Source organism: Lysinibacillus sp. G1-3, from assembly GCF_056322905.1.
Map to the genome: position 1 here is coordinate 57,898 of NZ_JBWHYQ010000020.1, position 14,610 is coordinate 72,507.

Consider the following 14,610-nt stretch of genomic DNA (forward strand, 5'->3'; position numbering starts at 1 on the left):
TCATTATCACTATATACAATGTGTAACATTCGTTATTTTTAAGCTGAACTAATTTTGATAGTAGTTCAGCTCTTATTTGTGTTTAAAGGTATAGTCTGAAAATATTAATAAAGTATAGTATATGTGAATTTTTCTATACGTGATTCTAACGGTACAGTTAAGTATAAGGAGAATTCAAGTAAATAATAGCCTTTAGAGAGTTTATTGGGATAATATGCTAAACTGATAAAAAGGAAATTAAGGACTGATTCAATTAATGGATATTAGAAAACCTAACGATTTGGAACTAAAAAAGGTATTATCTCTTTCTCCACAAGCCATTTTTGATGGTACATTAGGTGAGGTAGAACCTACGAAAGAAAAAATTGACCAACTTGTTAAGCCACTTTTGGAAAAGGGAAGCTACTATTTAATAGCAAAAGAAAATGATAAATTAATTGGCTGGATTCTTATAGGGGCTAGTAAAGACCAATTTACTGATAGGATGAATGGATTTATCTACGAACTATTTGTTATAGAAGAATTTAGGGGGAATGGGATTTCTAAAATGTTAATGATAGCAGGAATTGATCATCTAAAACAAGATGGATATTCAGAAATCCGTCTAAGTGCATTTGCAGGGAATCAAGCAATTAAACTATATGAAAAATTGGGATTTAGCATTAGGACAGTTACTATGAGTTTGCAGTTATAAGTAAATAACTTATTTCATACGGGTGCTTTACTTCAAGAGTCAGAGAGATACATTATAATTGTTACATTAACATGCTTGCTGCATGCATATAAGATTTGAGTAGCAAGTGTACTTGCTATATACTTATATATAAAGTAATACTCTTTTAGAAGGGCTGAATAATGCATAATGGACAATCAAGAAACATTTATGGAAGATTGGCTGTCAATAGATACAACTATGAGTAAAGTAAAAAAAGAGACTGAAAGTATTTTACAAGCCAATTATAACATATCATTAAAGGAATTCTACGTACTATATTATATCTCAAAATCCCCTGATAAGAAACTAAGGCTACAACAACTACAAGAAAAAATTGGATTGAGTCAAAGTGCACTTTCAAGATTAGTAGCTGGGATGGAGTCTAGTAGTTGTGGGGCATTGGAAAAAAGTGTTTGCACGGATGATCGAAGAGGTACGTACACAAAACTAACTGAATTAGGCGAAACAAAGCTAAAGAAGGCTCTTCAAGATTTTCGTTGGGTAGTTGAAAAGTATTTATCAATAGATGACCTAGAGATTAGCCTAAATAGTTTAAAAGGTGAATTTTAGTGATGAAAAAGTCGATTTTTATAAATCGACTTTTTTATTTGACATCCATCAAAATTAGCGTTAAATTATATGCATGCGTAATGCATATAATTTAACGTGTTACGCGAGCAAGTATTTTGTTGAAAGAAGGTATTCCTATTTAAGATATAGAAAGAACAAAATTGTAAACAAGGAAGTATTTCGCAATATTTATTAGAAAGTTGGAAAAAAAGATGACAGTTTTGAATAATACATTGACTTTTCGCAGAGGATTAACACTTAAAAATAGAGTAATAATGTCACCGATGACCACGAAAATGAGTTTTTTTGACGGTGTCGTAACACAAGATGAATTGAACTATTATTCGTTAAGAAGTGGAGAGGTAGGTGCAGTTATTACTGCAGCTGCAAATGTCCAAGATGGTGGGAAAGGATGGGAAGGTGAGCTAAGCGTTGCATCTGACAAATTCATCCCAAGTCTGAGTCGACTAGCTTCAACCATTAAAAGAAACGGAACAAAAGCTATTTTACAATTATTTCATGCTGGAAGAATGACTGATTCAAAAGTATTACGTGGGGTACAACCTGTTTCTGCAAGTGCAATTGCTGCGGAACGCCCGGATGCAGAAACTCCAAGAGAGTTAACAGAAGATGAAATCTACCATTTGATAGAAGATTTTAAAAAAGCTACAGAACGTGCTATTAAAGCGGGATTTGATGGGGTAGAACTTCACGGTGCAAACACATACGTAATCCAACAATTCTTCTCTCCCCACTCAAATCGTCGTGAAGACCAATGGGGTGGAAGCTTAGAGAAACGATTTAATTTTATTAACCAATTAGTCGACGGTGTTATTTCAGTTGTTGACGATTCAAATGTCCAAAATTTTATTATCGGTTATCGATTTTCTCCAGAGGAATATGAAGAGCCTGGAATTAAAATGGCGGATACCATCTATCTAGTTGATAAATTAGCTGATAAAGAATTAGATTATCTTCATATTTCATTGGGTGACTTCAAACGGGTATCTGTATCTGAAGAGTATAAAGAAAAATCAATAATGCAATATGTTCATGAAAAAATTAATGGCCGCTTACCTCTAATTGGTGTTGGTGATGTACGGACGAAAGAAGATGCTGAAAATACATTGGCAAATGCTGAATTAGTGGCAGTAGGACGTTCTCTTATCATTGATCCGCACTGGACAAGTAAAGTGTTGGAAGGTAAAGAAGACACCATCAGAAGAGTTTTAGCTGATCAAGATAGAGAAGAACTTATGATTGGGAACGGTATGGTAGAGTTCCTAGATTTCATGATGCCTGAACGATTACGCTAAATAATCACACTAAAAAGTTGTTTCAAATAGTGAGAGTGCCCTTCAACTAAGAGGGAATTTGAAGGTTATTCTACCCGGTCTGAACTGTACCCCGTCAAGTAGACATAATAAAAATTGTATTAAGCGGCTTGAGCCCTGAATTCTAAAGGACTCAAGCCGTTTAATCGTTTCTGATAGCGATAGTGATTATAAAAATGAATATAGTCATCAATCGCTTGTTTTAACTCTCCATTTGAATCGTACTTACTTATGTAAATAATACTTCTCACACTTCAGTGTGCCCTAAAATGATTCAATTGGTCCGTTATCAATACAGCGACCAACATGTGACATACTTTCCGTCATATTGGCTGTGTTTACGATTCGCTTAAACTCCTTCGAAACCCCGATCACTTTGTATTAATGGTTGCTCGCCTGATAGTAAAGATTGAATAGCTGATTTTATTGTTTTGAAAACAAGGGAATTATTATTCGAATGATCCAACACATAACTCACACTTGAACCATCATATACATCGAAATTTGCACTTAAATAAGCTTTTTTTCCATTTCCATACTTCAACTCTGTGACATGAGTTGAACTGCTTAGCGAAAGTAGTGGAATATAAGCTTGATTTTGGCAGTCGAAAAGCCATTTAAATATAATGACTAACATGATCTCATAGGTACGGTGATCATATGTCCAGTGTTCACGAAGTAATTCCATGGCCTTTGTTTTTTAGGAAAAAAGTTTTATCCCACTAACCCTTGTCAACTCCTAAAAGTTACCTTAACGTTTCTATGAAACAAAAATGTGCGTACTTTTTTTTACCCTAATAGGACATCATAATGAAAAAGCAATAAGCAATCAAACAATTGGAGGAATCACAATGATTAATCATTTACAAGATACAATCACTTTAAATAATGGTCTACAAATGCCTGGTATGGGTTTGGGTGTTTTTCAAGTAGCGAATGATGCTACTGCTGAGATGGTTAAAAACGCTATTGAAGTTGGCTATCGCAGCATCGATACTGCCGCTATTTACGGCAACGAAGCGGGTGTAGGGGAAGGTATTAAACAAGCGCTAGCATCTACTGGCTTACGACGCGAAGACTTGTTTATTACATCAAAAGTATGGAACGACGGATTAAGCTATGAGGAAACTATCGCTGCCTATGAAGAGAGCCTAGAAAAACTAGGGTTAGATTATTTAGATCTTTATCTTATTCATTGGCCTGGGAAAGATAAATATGCTGAATCTTGGAAAGCTCTTGAAGACCTATATGATCAAGGCAAGATCAAAGCAATTGGTGTATGTAACTTTACTGTTGCACACTTAGAAAACTTATTATCATTTGCTCGTATTAAACCTGTTGTGAATCAAGTGGAATTCCACCCACGTTTACAACAAGTGGAGCTTCGTTCATTCTGTGACAAGCACCAAATTCAACTTGAAGCATGGGCACCTTTAATGCAAGGTGGACTTCTTGAAGATGAAACGATTTCAAAAATCGCAAAAAAATATGGAAAATCAAATTCTCAAGTTATTTTACGTTGGGATGTACAAAATGGAGTCATCACTATCCCAAAATCTGTACGTAGAGAACGCATGATGCAAAATGCCGATATTTTTGACTTTACTTTAACAACCGAAGAAATGGCTATCATCGATGCGATGAATCTTGAACAACGTGTTGGACCAAATCCAGATGAATACGATTTTGCTCTATAAGCAATAAAAGGAAAAGAGACTGTCTTGTGTTTGACAGTCTCTTTTTCCTTCATTAAGATGTTTGTTGCATGGCTTTATCATCATCACAGTGTTTTTTATCCTGTATTACTTCAACATGATTTTCGCCCCAAGTGCAAAGCATGTTCAGAATAGGTTCCATTCCTTGTCCATAAGGCGTTAAAGAATATTCAACTTTCCGTGGTACTCGATTGAATACCTTTCGATGGATTAATCCAGATTGCACTAGTTCGCGAAATTGGCTTGTGAGAATCTGTTGTGAAATCCCTGGAGTCAATCAGCGAAACTCATTTATACAAATTATACCAGGATGGTTTGAATAACAAAGAATGACTGGTTTCCGTTTACCTTCAATGATTTCAAGTGTAGCTTCAACACCAATATTATAAATTTTTTGCATTGCAAACTTCCTGTAATACTCAAAAGTAACCAAACGAACTATACATATCTTTTAGATATGTATGTATATTAATAAACACAATGAAAATCAAAGGAGATATTAGTAGTATGTCACAATCAAAAAAGCCAAGTGCTAAATTAACTTTGCTAGCACTTGCAATCAGTGCGTTTGGTATAGGGTCCACTGAATTTATCAGTGTTGGGCTTTTACCATTAATTACAGATGACTTTGGGATATCTTTAAGCACTGCGGGCTTAATAGTTTCTATATATGCACTTGCCGTCACTGTTGGGGCTCCTTTATTAACAGCCTTTACATCTCACCTCAGCCGAAAAACCGTTTTATTACTAGTTATGGCTATTTTTATAGTTGGGAATTTAACAGCAGCTAGTGCACCTTTATTCTCAATACTTATAATTGGGCGCATTATTTCAGCATTAGCACATGGTGTGTTTATGTCCATCGCTTCTGTCATTGCGGCCGATGTAGTTGAACCAAATAAACGAGCAAGTGCTATTGCCTTTATGTTTACAGGATTAACATTAGCCACTGTAACAGGTGTCCCACTGGGTACATTCATAGGACAAATAACAGACTGGCGTATGTCGTTCATCTTTATCGTCATCATTGGGATTATCGGTTTAATTAGTAATGCTTTGTTAGTACCTAGCCATTTATCGAAAGGTAATCCAATCTCTCTCCGTGATATTGGCAAAGTATTAGGCAATTTTCGTATGTTATTAATCCTTTTCATTACAGCTATGGGATTTGGTGGTACCTTTGTTGTCTACACATATGTTTCACCTATTTTAGAGCAATATATGGGGTATTCTCCTCATGCAGTGGTCATTATTTTAGTGGTTTATGGTATTTGCGTTGCGATTGGTAATACCTTAGGTGGCCGTTTCGCTAATCAGAATCCATTGCGTTCTATCTTTATTATTTTTGCGGGACTGGCCTTAGTTTTACTTGGCATTGGTTTTACTCTTGAATCGCCAACTATCGGATTAATCATGGTCCTAATCATGGGGCTGTTTATGTTCATGAATAGCCCAGGATTGCAACTATATGCGGTGATGCTGTCTGAAAAATATGTACCATCAGCTATTTCAATGGCCTCAGCATTAAATATTTCTGCTTTCAACATTGGTATATTTTTAGGATCCTATATTGGAGGCTTTATTATTCGCCATCAATCGTTAGCACATACACCTCTTTATGGATTCCTAATGGTTATGCTAGCAGCTATTGTTACACTTTTATGGCTAATTTTTGATAAAAAGAAACAAGTGTGAGTGTTTAAAAAAGAAGTAGTGAATGTGAAAGGCTAGTTTGTTCAATAATTTATTTGATATTTGATTCATGGATAATGTCTTTTAGGTTACCTGCCTATTTGTCCTGGTAATATTATAGTGGATTCCGTTATTAATAGTTATGGTTTTCATTTTATGCTAATTTTGTTTTTCTTTCATGTGTGTATCAGAAATTTTTGATGAAAAACAAAAACCATACAGCATGATTTTGTCCATCTGCTACTGCACGTTGAAATCGTTCTTTCATGTTGCGGATAGAAAAATGACAGATACTATACTTTTATTAAATACAATCAATATATGTTTAAACACAAACAAAAGCTGAACTAATATCAAAATTAGTTCAGCTTAAAAATTGCACATTATATATTGGATCCTGAAATATTAAGTGCAAATGTTTTTTTGTGAATAGATTACAATATTCCACTAAAAAGATAGAGAGCGGTTGCCCAAATAAAAATCGCTGAGCATTTATTAAAAATATTCATAAGCTTCCCGGAACTATCCAGTCTTTTCAACGATGCTCCAGCAATAATAAGACCTAAAAACCACAACCAAGAAATCAAAACACATGCAGCAGTGAACAGTATTTGCTCTGTACCGCTATATTTTAAAGCACTCGTCCCAATAACACCTATTGTATCTAAAATGGCATGTGGATTTAAGAGAGATACAGACAGTGCGAATAAAATTTGCTTTTTTATAGGTAGTGCTTCGTTGTTATCGGCAGTTGCCGGATTTGAACGCCAAATTGTATAGCCCATATAAAGTAAGAAAAGTATACCAACAGTCATTAAGGCAATCCGTAACCATTCAAATTGCAATACGATTAATGATAAACCAAATACTGCAAGTAGGATTAGAAGTGTATCACAAATTGCGGCTGTTATACTGGCTGGTAAGGCCCGAACTAAACGAGGCTGTGTTGCACCTTGAGAAAAGACAAAGACATTTTGAACGCCTAAAGGCAAAATAAGTCCAAACGCTAAAATCATTCCATGAAGAAATGCTTCCAATAACATTCCCTCCTTTCACTAACTATTCTAGATGTGTTATAACTAAAAGAAAACGACCAATTGGATGGTTTTTTATCCACCCAATTTTGAGGGGGGATAAGAATGAACTGGCAGCCTAATAGACAGGGTGAAATGACATTGCAGCAACAAATTGCGACATGGGTTATTGCGCATATCGAACGGGGCGATTGGGTGGCAGGGACAAAGTTACCGACACAAAGACAGCTAGCGATTCAGTTTGGGGTAAACCGTAGTACCGTTCAGGAGGCGTTAGAGGAGTTAAAAGCAGCAGGAATATTGGAGTCGAAAATAGGCTCAGGTATTTATGTAGCGCAAAATTCCTGGCATTCCTTAATTACACAATCACAGCCAAATTGGCAATCCTTTATTGACACAAGCTTACATAAGCCAAATTATCATACCATTCAATTAATCAATGAATACGAGCAACGTGATGATGTCATTCGATTAGGTACCGGGGAGCTAGCACCCAGTTTATTACCGACAGCTGAAATTGAAGCGTCATTGAAAGAGCTCTCTTTGCAACCGAAAGCTTTAGGTTATTCATCACCGCAAGGTAGCGATGAACTTCGAGAAGCGATTTGCGAATACGTGACAAAAAGGGGCATTCATGCAAAGCCCCGAAATGTGTGCATTGTCTCTGGTGCACTACAGGCTTTACAGCTCATTGCAGTTGGACTGCTAGAACATGGTTCTATCGTTTTCCAGGAACAAACATCTTATTTAAATTCAGTGCATCCATTCCAGTCTGTAGGTATGCAAATGATGGCTATAAATCGAGATGAACAGCTTGCACAAACTTTAGCTCAACGGAAAAGAAAAAGGCAGGCTGTATTTTATGCTGTTCCAACGTTAAACAATCCGACTGGTGGCGTGTGGACTACGCATGAAAAGAAGCAGCTTTATGAAGCATGTCAACAATCTCGAATTCCTATTATTGAGGATGACGTCTATCACGAATTGCTCTTTGAAGCGGCAACGCCTCCAATTAAATCTATGGATGATAACGGGCAAGTTCTATATATAGGAAGTGTTTCGAAAACATTAAGCCCTGGACTTAGAATAGGTTGGTTAATTGGTCCAACAACTGTTATTGAGCGGTTAGCGGATATAAAAATGCAAACAGATTACGGATCAAGTGCCATCTCGCAGGAAATTGTGCTGCACTGGCTGCAGTCCGGAAAGTATGAAAAGCATATCATCGACTTACGCCAAAAATTACAGCAAAGAGCAGAATATGTAGAGACTATTTTACAAGAAAAATTTTATGATATTGCAGAGTGGAATAAGCCAAAAGGTGGCTTTTATATTTGGCTTAAGTTTCATGAGCCCATTGTTGATAAAGAGTTGTTTACCAAGCTATTGCAGCTCGAAGTTCTCATTAATCCTGGTTATATTTACGATCCACAAGATGCTCAACATATTCGATTATCATATGCTTATGCGACAGAAGAAGAGTTGGAAAAAGGATTAAGTATCCTATTTGAGATTACAAAAAAGAAGAAATAAATTTCAAATTGCGTTGTTTAAGTAGATTCTAAAAGAAATCATCCATTGTATGTAATCATGTATGCAATGGGTGATTTTCTTTAAGTTTATACATGTCTAATGTATCAGTATGATTGATTTGTTTTAGTAAATGTGGTTGCCGATATATTTTATAAAAGAAAGATATATGGATTAAATGTAGAATTTACCATACTTCTGCACTATAATAGTCTTGCAAGACTAAATATAAATAAAGGAGAAACGCTTTGAGGAATCTAACTAAAATCATTTTTTCACTTATTTTTATTTTAGTGGCTACTGTCTCGTTCAATAGTCTGTCCGCCGATGCGACTAATGAAAAAGTCTCTAAAATACATAATGTATCAAATCCAGAATTTTGTAAAAATAAAAATTTCCCATATGTACTGTCTAACGGATTGACAATTGGAGCGAATAAAAAATTATGCGTTCCAGTAATCCTAAAAGGAAAGAGTGAAATATATCTTTTCGGAGGCCCATTTATGGAAGGAGAAATGCAGTTCACTATCACTGGAAATAAAGATACATTTATGTATTATAAAGATTCTGGTCGTGGTGGTGACACTCTTCAATTAGTCGGCGTTCGCCCAAATGGAGAAGTTTTCTTAGAGGAAGAGATTGCTAATGGTGTAGGTATTAACGCCGAATTCCTTTCGCCTAGTATTATTGAAATAGGTATTGAGAGGTATAATGAAAACTACGTTGCTATGGGCGATAGATTTACTGGCTTATTCGATACAAAATACTATCATCTTACTAAAGATGGAGAGATGAAAGAGATAGATTATATCGATCAGGAATTTGCTGACCTAGCGAAGAAGGGGCTATTAAAATGGGTGCCAGGGAATATAGGCATGAACTATAAATCTTTAAAAGCCAATATTAAAGGTACGCTTGAGTATGGTGAAATTCCTTTCTATATGACACGAAAGGCATCATACGCTTTCCCTCCTAAAAATAAGCTTGAAGGAACGGAAGCAGTTAATGCTATCGGCAAAAATACAATAATAATGGGCTCGAAAAAAGAGCTAACTGAAAAACTACAAAAATATTTCGGTAAGCCTGTAGCAGAAAAAATAAATGGTAACAGCTATGTATATGCTTACAAAGCTGGTCAATATTATGTAGTAATAGATGGAGACAGCAAAAGCAAAGAATCATATCTTAATATCGGTACAAAGAATGGTATTAATATTTTATTTTGGCCTTTTGACGGAGGCATTAAATAATCTGCATTTCGTAATAAATAATGTATTTTAAGAACACATCTTATTGTGTTCTTTTTTTATTGACGAAAAACATAATTGAGGTGAACAAATGTATGTACTGTATAGAAGAATAAGAATGTTATATTCATTTAAAGTCGTGGATTTTGTATATAAAGATTGACCAAAACGTGCATTTAGGGGTTTTTACATAATTGATGATAATCTGAGTACACCGTTTTAAATACTAGTAAGACGTCATAAAGAAAAATACATCACATCTACCTAGAGGAGTGTAATGTTTTGGGGATATTACCTTTTCATACGTATTAAATTGTATTTGAAAAACAGTGTCATTCCGAGATTCATTAGAAAATGCACAAGAAATGGTGCTAAGATATTGTTTGTTTCAAAATAAATCCAACCGAAAATTAGACTTGGAATGGCGATATTGAATAACATAATCGGTTTTTTTAAGTATTGAGTATGCATTCCTAAGAACAATATCGTCGTGTACTTTGGCAATATTTGAAGGATAATCATGGCTTAGAGTGTGGTGGTTCTACATTTCGTCGTTATATCGCAAAGACGCCTGAGTTCGAAGCTTATTTTACAGATCAAGTACGTATCCCTTCACCAAAAGGAACGACAAGATTTGAAAAATACTTGCTTCTAATCTTCCGATAGTAAAGCTAGCATCACTTCATAATAACCATCTAAAATAGATGTCTTTTCTTTTGTTCCTTTTGGTGTAAATCCATTTAAGTATTTATCAACAGTACGTCGATCTACACACATTTCTCTATGGATCTTCTCAAACACCAGCTTTAATTCATGTTTCTAATGGTTCAATACATGATATAACGGAGTGGCAAGATAATGAAGGGCTTCCTCGGTTTGACATAAAAGGGTGGTTGGAGAAAAATTTATGATTAGTATTAAAAGGATCGTGATTCTTTTGAAAGGGTGATCATAATGAAAACGATTTATATTTATCCAAAATTAGCAATAGGTTTTAGGGGATTTGCAACAGGTTTAGATAGAGAAGGATTCTTATTGAAGAAAAGGTCAAAGAGACTAAAAAAAAATATAGAAAATTCTTTGAAAGAAAATAATTTGAGTTCTTTTAACGTAGAAGTTACTCATGGATTTGAATCTCCAGAGGAATTATTAGAAAATGATGGCGTTTTAGTTTTGATTTCTCCATACTTAAAAAGTTTACTTGGTCACATTGATTTTTCTAAAAGTGGATATTATCTTTTATCAGAGGCAGAATATAATTCAGAAAATATTGATCAGATCATAAAGTATATAAAATTGCTATAAAACTGTAAAACGTATAAAAGATTAAAAGAAAACTATTTAAATCCTAAAAAGTAATTAGGATAGCGAATTAAAATAAAGTGATTTTCAAAATACATACTTTTGAAAATGTTTATAAAACAGGAATGTTCATAGTAACATTCTTGTTTTTTTATTTGTTACATAATTGTGTAACAGAGCGTTACTTGTTTGAAAATTTACGTTATTCATCTTAATGAACCGGACGTACGGTAGTGTGAGAAGACGGGAGTTAATCATTCCCTCCTACTCGATCACCTTTTCATACTTATTAATTGTATTTGAATAATAATGTCATTCCGAGATTCATCAAAAAATGTACAAGAAATGGTACTAAGATATTGTTTGTTTCAAAAAAAAATAAATCCATCCATCCAAAAATAAGACACGGGACTGCGATGTTGAATAATATAATCGGTTTTTTAAAGTATGGAGTATGAATCCCTAAGAACAATAAAGTTGTTATGATAATGGTAATCCATTGATGTTCTATAAATAATAAAAGCAAATTTTGAATAATTCCTCTAAACAACAGTCCTTCAAATAATGCTGCTATAAACATAAAGGAAGAAATAGCTAAAAATGATTAGTTTTGATAACTTTTGTTTGTTTCGTCCATGTAATTCGAGGGGATATACATTGTTATGATTACGCCAAATAAAAGTAAACAGAATGAACAGAGAGCTATACTCAGTACCATCTTGAATGGCTGAACAAATGATAGGAAATCATGAAGAGAATTTCTATGATTGGGACCGAATTTGTTTATCTTCTTTCAGTGGGTGTCTAAACATCCGACGCGACCGCTTCTCTTTGCACAAAAGACATTTGTTGGCGTAAAGCCGGACGGAGTTAAAATTAAAAGCGGAAATGGATAATTAATAATGTTAAACAACAACTTAATAATTTTTATTTTTATCATTAAAAAGTTTAATTTTAATTATTTGCATTTTCAATTCCTTGTTGTATAATCAAATCAACTAGAAGGAAGGGAATTCGCTATGGCTTATCAAGTTATCACAAATTGTCCTGTTTGCAGTAAAACATTGAAAATTACAAAGTTGCAGTGCTCTCATTGTCACACAACGATTGAAAATGAGTTTGAATTATCTAAGTTGGCATCTTTATCAAAGGATCAGCTTCGTTTTGTAGAAGTATTTTTAACTTGCAGAGGGAATATCAAAGAAGTGGAAAAGGAACTGGGGATTTCGTATCCAACAGTTCGAGGCAAGCTAACAGACATTATCTCATCCCTTGGATATGAACAAAAGAAGAAAAATGAAGTAGACGAGAAAAAAGTTGTCACTATGCTGGAAAATGGCGAGATTACACCAGAAGAAGCTATTAAGCTTTTAAAAGAAGAATAGGGAGGAATTTATCATGAAAGAGGAAATTGCAAAAGTATTAACAATGGTTCAAGAAGGAAAGCTTGATGCAGAACAAGGATCAGAACTGATTCAAGTATTAAAGGAGAAAGAAGAAACAAGTAATGAAAAACCGACTAAATACTTAGATAAAACTTTAAAAGTCCGTGTTGTATCAGCTGAGAATGATAACGTTATGGTCAATTTACCTATAAAACTTGTCAAGGTAGTATTACTGGCTGGACACAGCATCGCTGCGAGTGTTCCTCAAGCGGAAAAATACGTTAAAGATATTGATATAAACCTTATTATTGAAGCAATTGAAAACGAATTAGATGGCCAAATTGTTGATATTAAATCGGCAAACGGGGATACCGTTTCGGTCATCATCGATTAGTGATTTGCTTATGATGCATGTAAAAGTGAAAACAAAAGACTTTCGGCTAAACATTCCAATGCCATATGCTATGTTAAACATTGTTATTTCAATTTTGTCTTCGAAACTTTTGCAACGAAATTTAAACAAATGGACAAAAGAGCACTTCGAAAGAGAAAAAATAGACTTTACCTTTCCACTTATAGATAAAAGCACGCTAAAGCCTATCGTCAAGGAACTGAAAAATTATAAGGGAATCGTGCTAGTAGATGTCAAAGCTAAGGACGGCACTGAGGTTAAAGTTAGACTATAATTGATAATCACTTGCATTTTAAAGAAAAAGCCTAATTTCTCGATTGAAAAAAACTAGTATAGTTCAAGTACGTAACCCCGTTCTAAATCTAGGACGGGGTTAAATATGTACAAGAATCCGAAACCTTTTGATAAAAGAATAATTCTAGTAAAGAATCATACATATTTAAATAATGATTATTTATGAAGAGGTGAACGATTGGAGAACATGCCAGAGGGCTATTCTTATGTTCCACAGCCTATTCGGAAAGATGGTGCAGGTGGGGTGGATAAAGGGCCGAGAGATATTATGAGGGATTTAGAAAATCCTGATTTGCTCGTCCCTCCTAAAACAGATGCTGGGCTTGTACCAAATTTAAAATTCTCTTTTTCTGATACGCATATGGTTTTAAAGCATGGTGGTTGGTCTCGAGAAATTACTGTACGTGATCTGCCTATTGCTACGACATTGGCAGGTGTCAATATGAGTTTGACACCTGGTGGGGTACGTGAGTTACATTGGCATCAACAAGCAGAATGGTCGTATATGCTTCTTGGCCATGCACGCATTACTGCGGTCGATCAAAATGGGCGTAATTTTATTGCTGATGTAGGACCGGGGGACTTATGGTATTTCCCACCAGGTATTCCACATTCTATACAGGGTCTTGAAGATGGCTGTGAATTTTTACTAGTATTTGACGATGGGCATTTCTCAGATCTTAATACATTTTCAATTTCTGATTGGTTTGCTCATACGCCTAAAGATGTGCTGTCCTCTAATTTTGGTGTTCCAAAGAGCGCTTTTCAACATATCCCGAAAGAACAAGTCTATATTTATCAAGATAAGGTTCCAGGACCACTAGATACACAAAAAGTACAATCGCCATATGGTACAGTCCCGCAAACTTTCAAGCATCGTCTGCTTGCACAAACGCCTATTAAAACTCCTGGAGGAAGTGTCAGAATTGTAGACTCCACTAATTTTCCTATTTCTAAAAATATCGCAGCAGCCCTTGTCGAGATTAAGCCTGGTGCAATGAGAGAGTTGCATTGGCACCCGAATAATGACGAATGGCAATATTATCTACAAGGAAAAGGGCGTATGACAGTGTTTGCGGCAAATGGTGTGGCTAGAACATTTGATTATCGTGCAGGAGATGTTGGATATGTGCCGTTTGCAAATGGTCATTACGTTGAGAATACCGGTACGGAAACATTATGGTTCCTTGAAATGTTTAAAAGTGATAGATTTCAGGATGTTTCGTTAAATCAATGGATGGCTCTTACTCCATCTGAGCTAGTACAAAGTAATTTAAATATTGGACCTGAACTTCTACATGTATTAAGGAAGGAAAAGTGGCCAGTCGTGAAATATCCTGGATTTTCATATTATCCAAAGTGAGCATATAGAAAAGCAGG

At 35.0% G+C, this 14,610-nt stretch carries 15 protein-coding genes and 4 pseudogenes; 13 read left to right on the top strand and 6 right to left on the bottom strand.

Translation table 11 applies throughout. The features are described from left to right. The first annotated feature begins 256 nt into the window (after nucleotides 1–256). The 3 genes from ACVYAD_RS19970 (at nucleotide 257) to ACVYAD_RS19980 (ending at nucleotide 2,601) form a co-directional block, all read left to right on the top strand. Complete coding sequence (locus tag ACVYAD_RS19970) at nucleotides 257–694, top strand: N-acetyltransferase family protein (RefSeq protein ID WP_476427632.1); 438 nt, start codon at nucleotides 257–259, stop codon at nucleotides 692–694. 168 nt (nucleotides 695–862) lie between these two features. Then, nucleotides 863–1,285, top strand: a complete 423-nt coding sequence (locus ACVYAD_RS19975; RefSeq protein WP_349658077.1) for a MarR family winged helix-turn-helix transcriptional regulator — start codon at nucleotides 863–865, stop codon at nucleotides 1,283–1,285. Nucleotides 1,286–1,497: 212 nt separating this feature from the next. Beyond that, nucleotides 1,498–2,601 carry an NADH-dependent flavin oxidoreductase gene (locus tag ACVYAD_RS19980; RefSeq protein ID WP_476427633.1) on the top strand — a complete coding sequence of 368 codons (1,104 nt, stop codon included), beginning with the start codon at nucleotides 1,498–1,500 and terminating at the stop codon, nucleotides 2,599–2,601. A gap of 119 nt (nucleotides 2,602–2,720) precedes the next feature. Here ACVYAD_RS19980 and ACVYAD_RS19985 read toward each other — a convergent pair. Continuing rightward, nucleotides 2,721–3,178 (bottom strand): annotated as a pseudogene (locus ACVYAD_RS19985) (transposase); the annotation flags it as partial. Nucleotides 3,179–3,470: 292 nt separating this feature from the next. On the opposite strand from ACVYAD_RS19985, the gene ACVYAD_RS19990 reads away from it, so the two are divergent. Continuing rightward, a complete protein-coding gene (locus tag ACVYAD_RS19990) occupies nucleotides 3,471–4,316 on the top strand; it encodes an aldo/keto reductase (RefSeq protein ID WP_476427634.1) in 846 nt (281 codons plus the stop codon). Between the two features lie 52 nt (nucleotides 4,317–4,368). Here ACVYAD_RS19990 and ACVYAD_RS19995 read toward each other — a convergent pair. Further along, nucleotides 4,369–4,734 (bottom strand): annotated as a pseudogene (locus ACVYAD_RS19995) (winged helix-turn-helix transcriptional regulator). Between the two features lie 107 nt (nucleotides 4,735–4,841). On the opposite strand from ACVYAD_RS19995, the gene ACVYAD_RS20000 reads away from it, so the two are divergent. Next, on the top strand, nucleotides 4,842–6,029 hold the full coding sequence (locus ACVYAD_RS20000) for an MFS transporter (RefSeq protein WP_476427635.1): 1,188 nt from the start codon (nucleotides 4,842–4,844) through the stop codon (nucleotides 6,027–6,029). 431 nt (nucleotides 6,030–6,460) lie between these two features. Here ACVYAD_RS20000 and ACVYAD_RS20005 read toward each other — a convergent pair whose 3' ends face one another. After that, entirely contained in the window at nucleotides 6,461–7,063 is a 603-nt protein-coding gene (locus ACVYAD_RS20005) for a LysE/ArgO family amino acid transporter (RefSeq protein WP_079561959.1), read from the bottom strand. Between the two features lie 102 nt (nucleotides 7,064–7,165). Between ACVYAD_RS20005 and ACVYAD_RS20010 the strand changes: the two genes are divergently transcribed. Further along, nucleotides 7,166–8,593, top strand: a complete 1,428-nt coding sequence (locus tag ACVYAD_RS20010; RefSeq protein ID WP_476427636.1) for an aminotransferase-like domain-containing protein — start codon at nucleotides 7,166–7,168, stop codon at nucleotides 8,591–8,593. A gap of 500 nt (nucleotides 8,594–9,093) precedes the next feature. Continuing rightward, nucleotides 9,094–9,840, top strand: coding sequence for a hypothetical protein (locus tag ACVYAD_RS20015; protein WP_476427637.1), 747 nt, complete (start codon nucleotides 9,094–9,096; stop codon nucleotides 9,838–9,840). A gap of 288 nt (nucleotides 9,841–10,128) precedes the next feature. Here ACVYAD_RS20015 and ACVYAD_RS20020 read toward each other — a convergent pair whose 3' ends face one another. Then, entirely contained in the window at nucleotides 10,129–10,359 is a 231-nt protein-coding gene (locus ACVYAD_RS20020; protein WP_476427638.1) for a CPBP family glutamic-type intramembrane protease, read from the bottom strand. Between ACVYAD_RS20020 and ACVYAD_RS20025 the strand changes: the two are divergent. After that, a pseudogene (locus ACVYAD_RS20025) lies at nucleotides 10,321–10,452 on the top strand (IS21 family transposase); the annotation flags it as partial. The gene ACVYAD_RS20020 and the pseudogene ACVYAD_RS20025 overlap by 39 nt on opposite strands. 39 nt (nucleotides 10,453–10,491) lie before the next feature. On the opposite strand, the pseudogene ACVYAD_RS20030 reads toward ACVYAD_RS20025, so the two are convergent. Continuing rightward, a pseudogene (locus ACVYAD_RS20030) lies at nucleotides 10,492–10,620 on the bottom strand (IS21 family transposase); the annotation flags it as partial. 171 nt (nucleotides 10,621–10,791) lie between these two features. Between ACVYAD_RS20030 and ACVYAD_RS20035 the strand changes: the two are divergent. Then, nucleotides 10,792–11,142: a hypothetical protein gene (locus tag ACVYAD_RS20035; protein ID WP_476427639.1), complete on the top strand. Its 351-nt coding sequence runs from the start codon at nucleotides 10,792–10,794 to the stop codon at nucleotides 11,140–11,142. Between the two features lie 286 nt (nucleotides 11,143–11,428). Here the strand turns inward: ACVYAD_RS20035 and ACVYAD_RS20040 are convergent, their stop codons facing one another. Then, nucleotides 11,429–11,731, bottom strand: coding sequence for a CPBP family glutamic-type intramembrane protease (locus ACVYAD_RS20040; RefSeq protein ID WP_476427673.1), 303 nt, complete (start codon nucleotides 11,729–11,731; stop codon nucleotides 11,429–11,431). A gap of 427 nt (nucleotides 11,732–12,158) precedes the next feature. Here ACVYAD_RS20040 and ACVYAD_RS20045 point away from each other — a divergent pair, with 427 nt between their 5' ends. The 4 genes from ACVYAD_RS20045 to ACVYAD_RS20060 all read left to right on the top strand — a co-directional run bounded on the left by ACVYAD_RS20045 (nucleotide 12,159) and on the right by ACVYAD_RS20060 (nucleotide 14,593). Further along, on the top strand, nucleotides 12,159–12,524 hold the full coding sequence (locus ACVYAD_RS20045; protein ID WP_349658067.1) for a DUF2089 domain-containing protein: 366 nt from the start codon (nucleotides 12,159–12,161) through the stop codon (nucleotides 12,522–12,524). A 13-nt stretch (nucleotides 12,525–12,537) separates the two neighbouring features. Further along, nucleotides 12,538–12,918, top strand: coding sequence for an SHOCT-like domain-containing protein (locus ACVYAD_RS20050; protein WP_476427640.1), 381 nt, complete (start codon nucleotides 12,538–12,540; stop codon nucleotides 12,916–12,918). 10 nt (nucleotides 12,919–12,928) lie between these two features. Next, nucleotides 12,929–13,210 (top strand): hypothetical protein, encoded by a 282-nt coding sequence (locus ACVYAD_RS20055; RefSeq protein WP_349658065.1) that lies wholly within the window; start codon nucleotides 12,929–12,931, stop codon nucleotides 13,208–13,210. A 207-nt stretch (nucleotides 13,211–13,417) separates the two neighbouring features. Further along, nucleotides 13,418–14,593, top strand: a complete 1,176-nt coding sequence (locus ACVYAD_RS20060; RefSeq protein ID WP_349658300.1) for an oxalate decarboxylase family bicupin — start codon at nucleotides 13,418–13,420, stop codon at nucleotides 14,591–14,593. The last annotated feature ends 17 nt before the right edge of the window (nucleotides 14,594–14,610 follow it).

What these genes read in the sequence shown, in the direction of transcription:
- ACVYAD_RS19970 (WP_476427632.1), top strand. Translation starts at nt 257, where the DNA reads ATGGATATTAGAAAACCTAACGATTTGGAACTAAAAAAGGTATTATCT.
- ACVYAD_RS19975 (WP_349658077.1), top strand. Translation starts at nt 863, where the DNA reads ATGGACAATCAAGAAACATTTATGGAAGATTGGCTGTCAATAGATACA.
- ACVYAD_RS19980 (WP_476427633.1), top strand. Translation starts at nt 1,498, where the DNA reads ATGACAGTTTTGAATAATACATTGACTTTTCGCAGAGGATTAACACTT.
- ACVYAD_RS19990 (WP_476427634.1), top strand. Translation starts at nt 3,471, where the DNA reads ATGATTAATCATTTACAAGATACAATCACTTTAAATAATGGTCTACAA.
- ACVYAD_RS20000 (WP_476427635.1), top strand. Translation starts at nt 4,842, where the DNA reads ATGTCACAATCAAAAAAGCCAAGTGCTAAATTAACTTTGCTAGCACTT.
- ACVYAD_RS20010 (WP_476427636.1), top strand. Translation starts at nt 7,166, where the DNA reads ATGAACTGGCAGCCTAATAGACAGGGTGAAATGACATTGCAGCAACAA.
- ACVYAD_RS20015 (WP_476427637.1), top strand. Translation starts at nt 9,094, where the DNA reads ATGGAAGGAGAAATGCAGTTCACTATCACTGGAAATAAAGATACATTT.
- ACVYAD_RS20020 (WP_476427638.1), bottom strand. Translation starts at nt 10,359, where the DNA reads ATGATTATCCTTCAAATATTGCCAAAGTACACGACGATATTGTTCTTA.
- ACVYAD_RS20035 (WP_476427639.1), top strand. Translation starts at nt 10,792, where the DNA reads ATGAAAACGATTTATATTTATCCAAAATTAGCAATAGGTTTTAGGGGA.
- ACVYAD_RS20045 (WP_349658067.1), top strand. Translation starts at nt 12,159, where the DNA reads ATGGCTTATCAAGTTATCACAAATTGTCCTGTTTGCAGTAAAACATTG.
- ACVYAD_RS20050 (WP_476427640.1), top strand. Translation starts at nt 12,538, where the DNA reads ATGAAAGAGGAAATTGCAAAAGTATTAACAATGGTTCAAGAAGGAAAG.
- ACVYAD_RS20055 (WP_349658065.1), top strand. Translation starts at nt 12,929, where the DNA reads ATGATGCATGTAAAAGTGAAAACAAAAGACTTTCGGCTAAACATTCCA.
- ACVYAD_RS20060 (WP_349658300.1), top strand. Translation starts at nt 13,418, where the DNA reads ATGCCAGAGGGCTATTCTTATGTTCCACAGCCTATTCGGAAAGATGGT.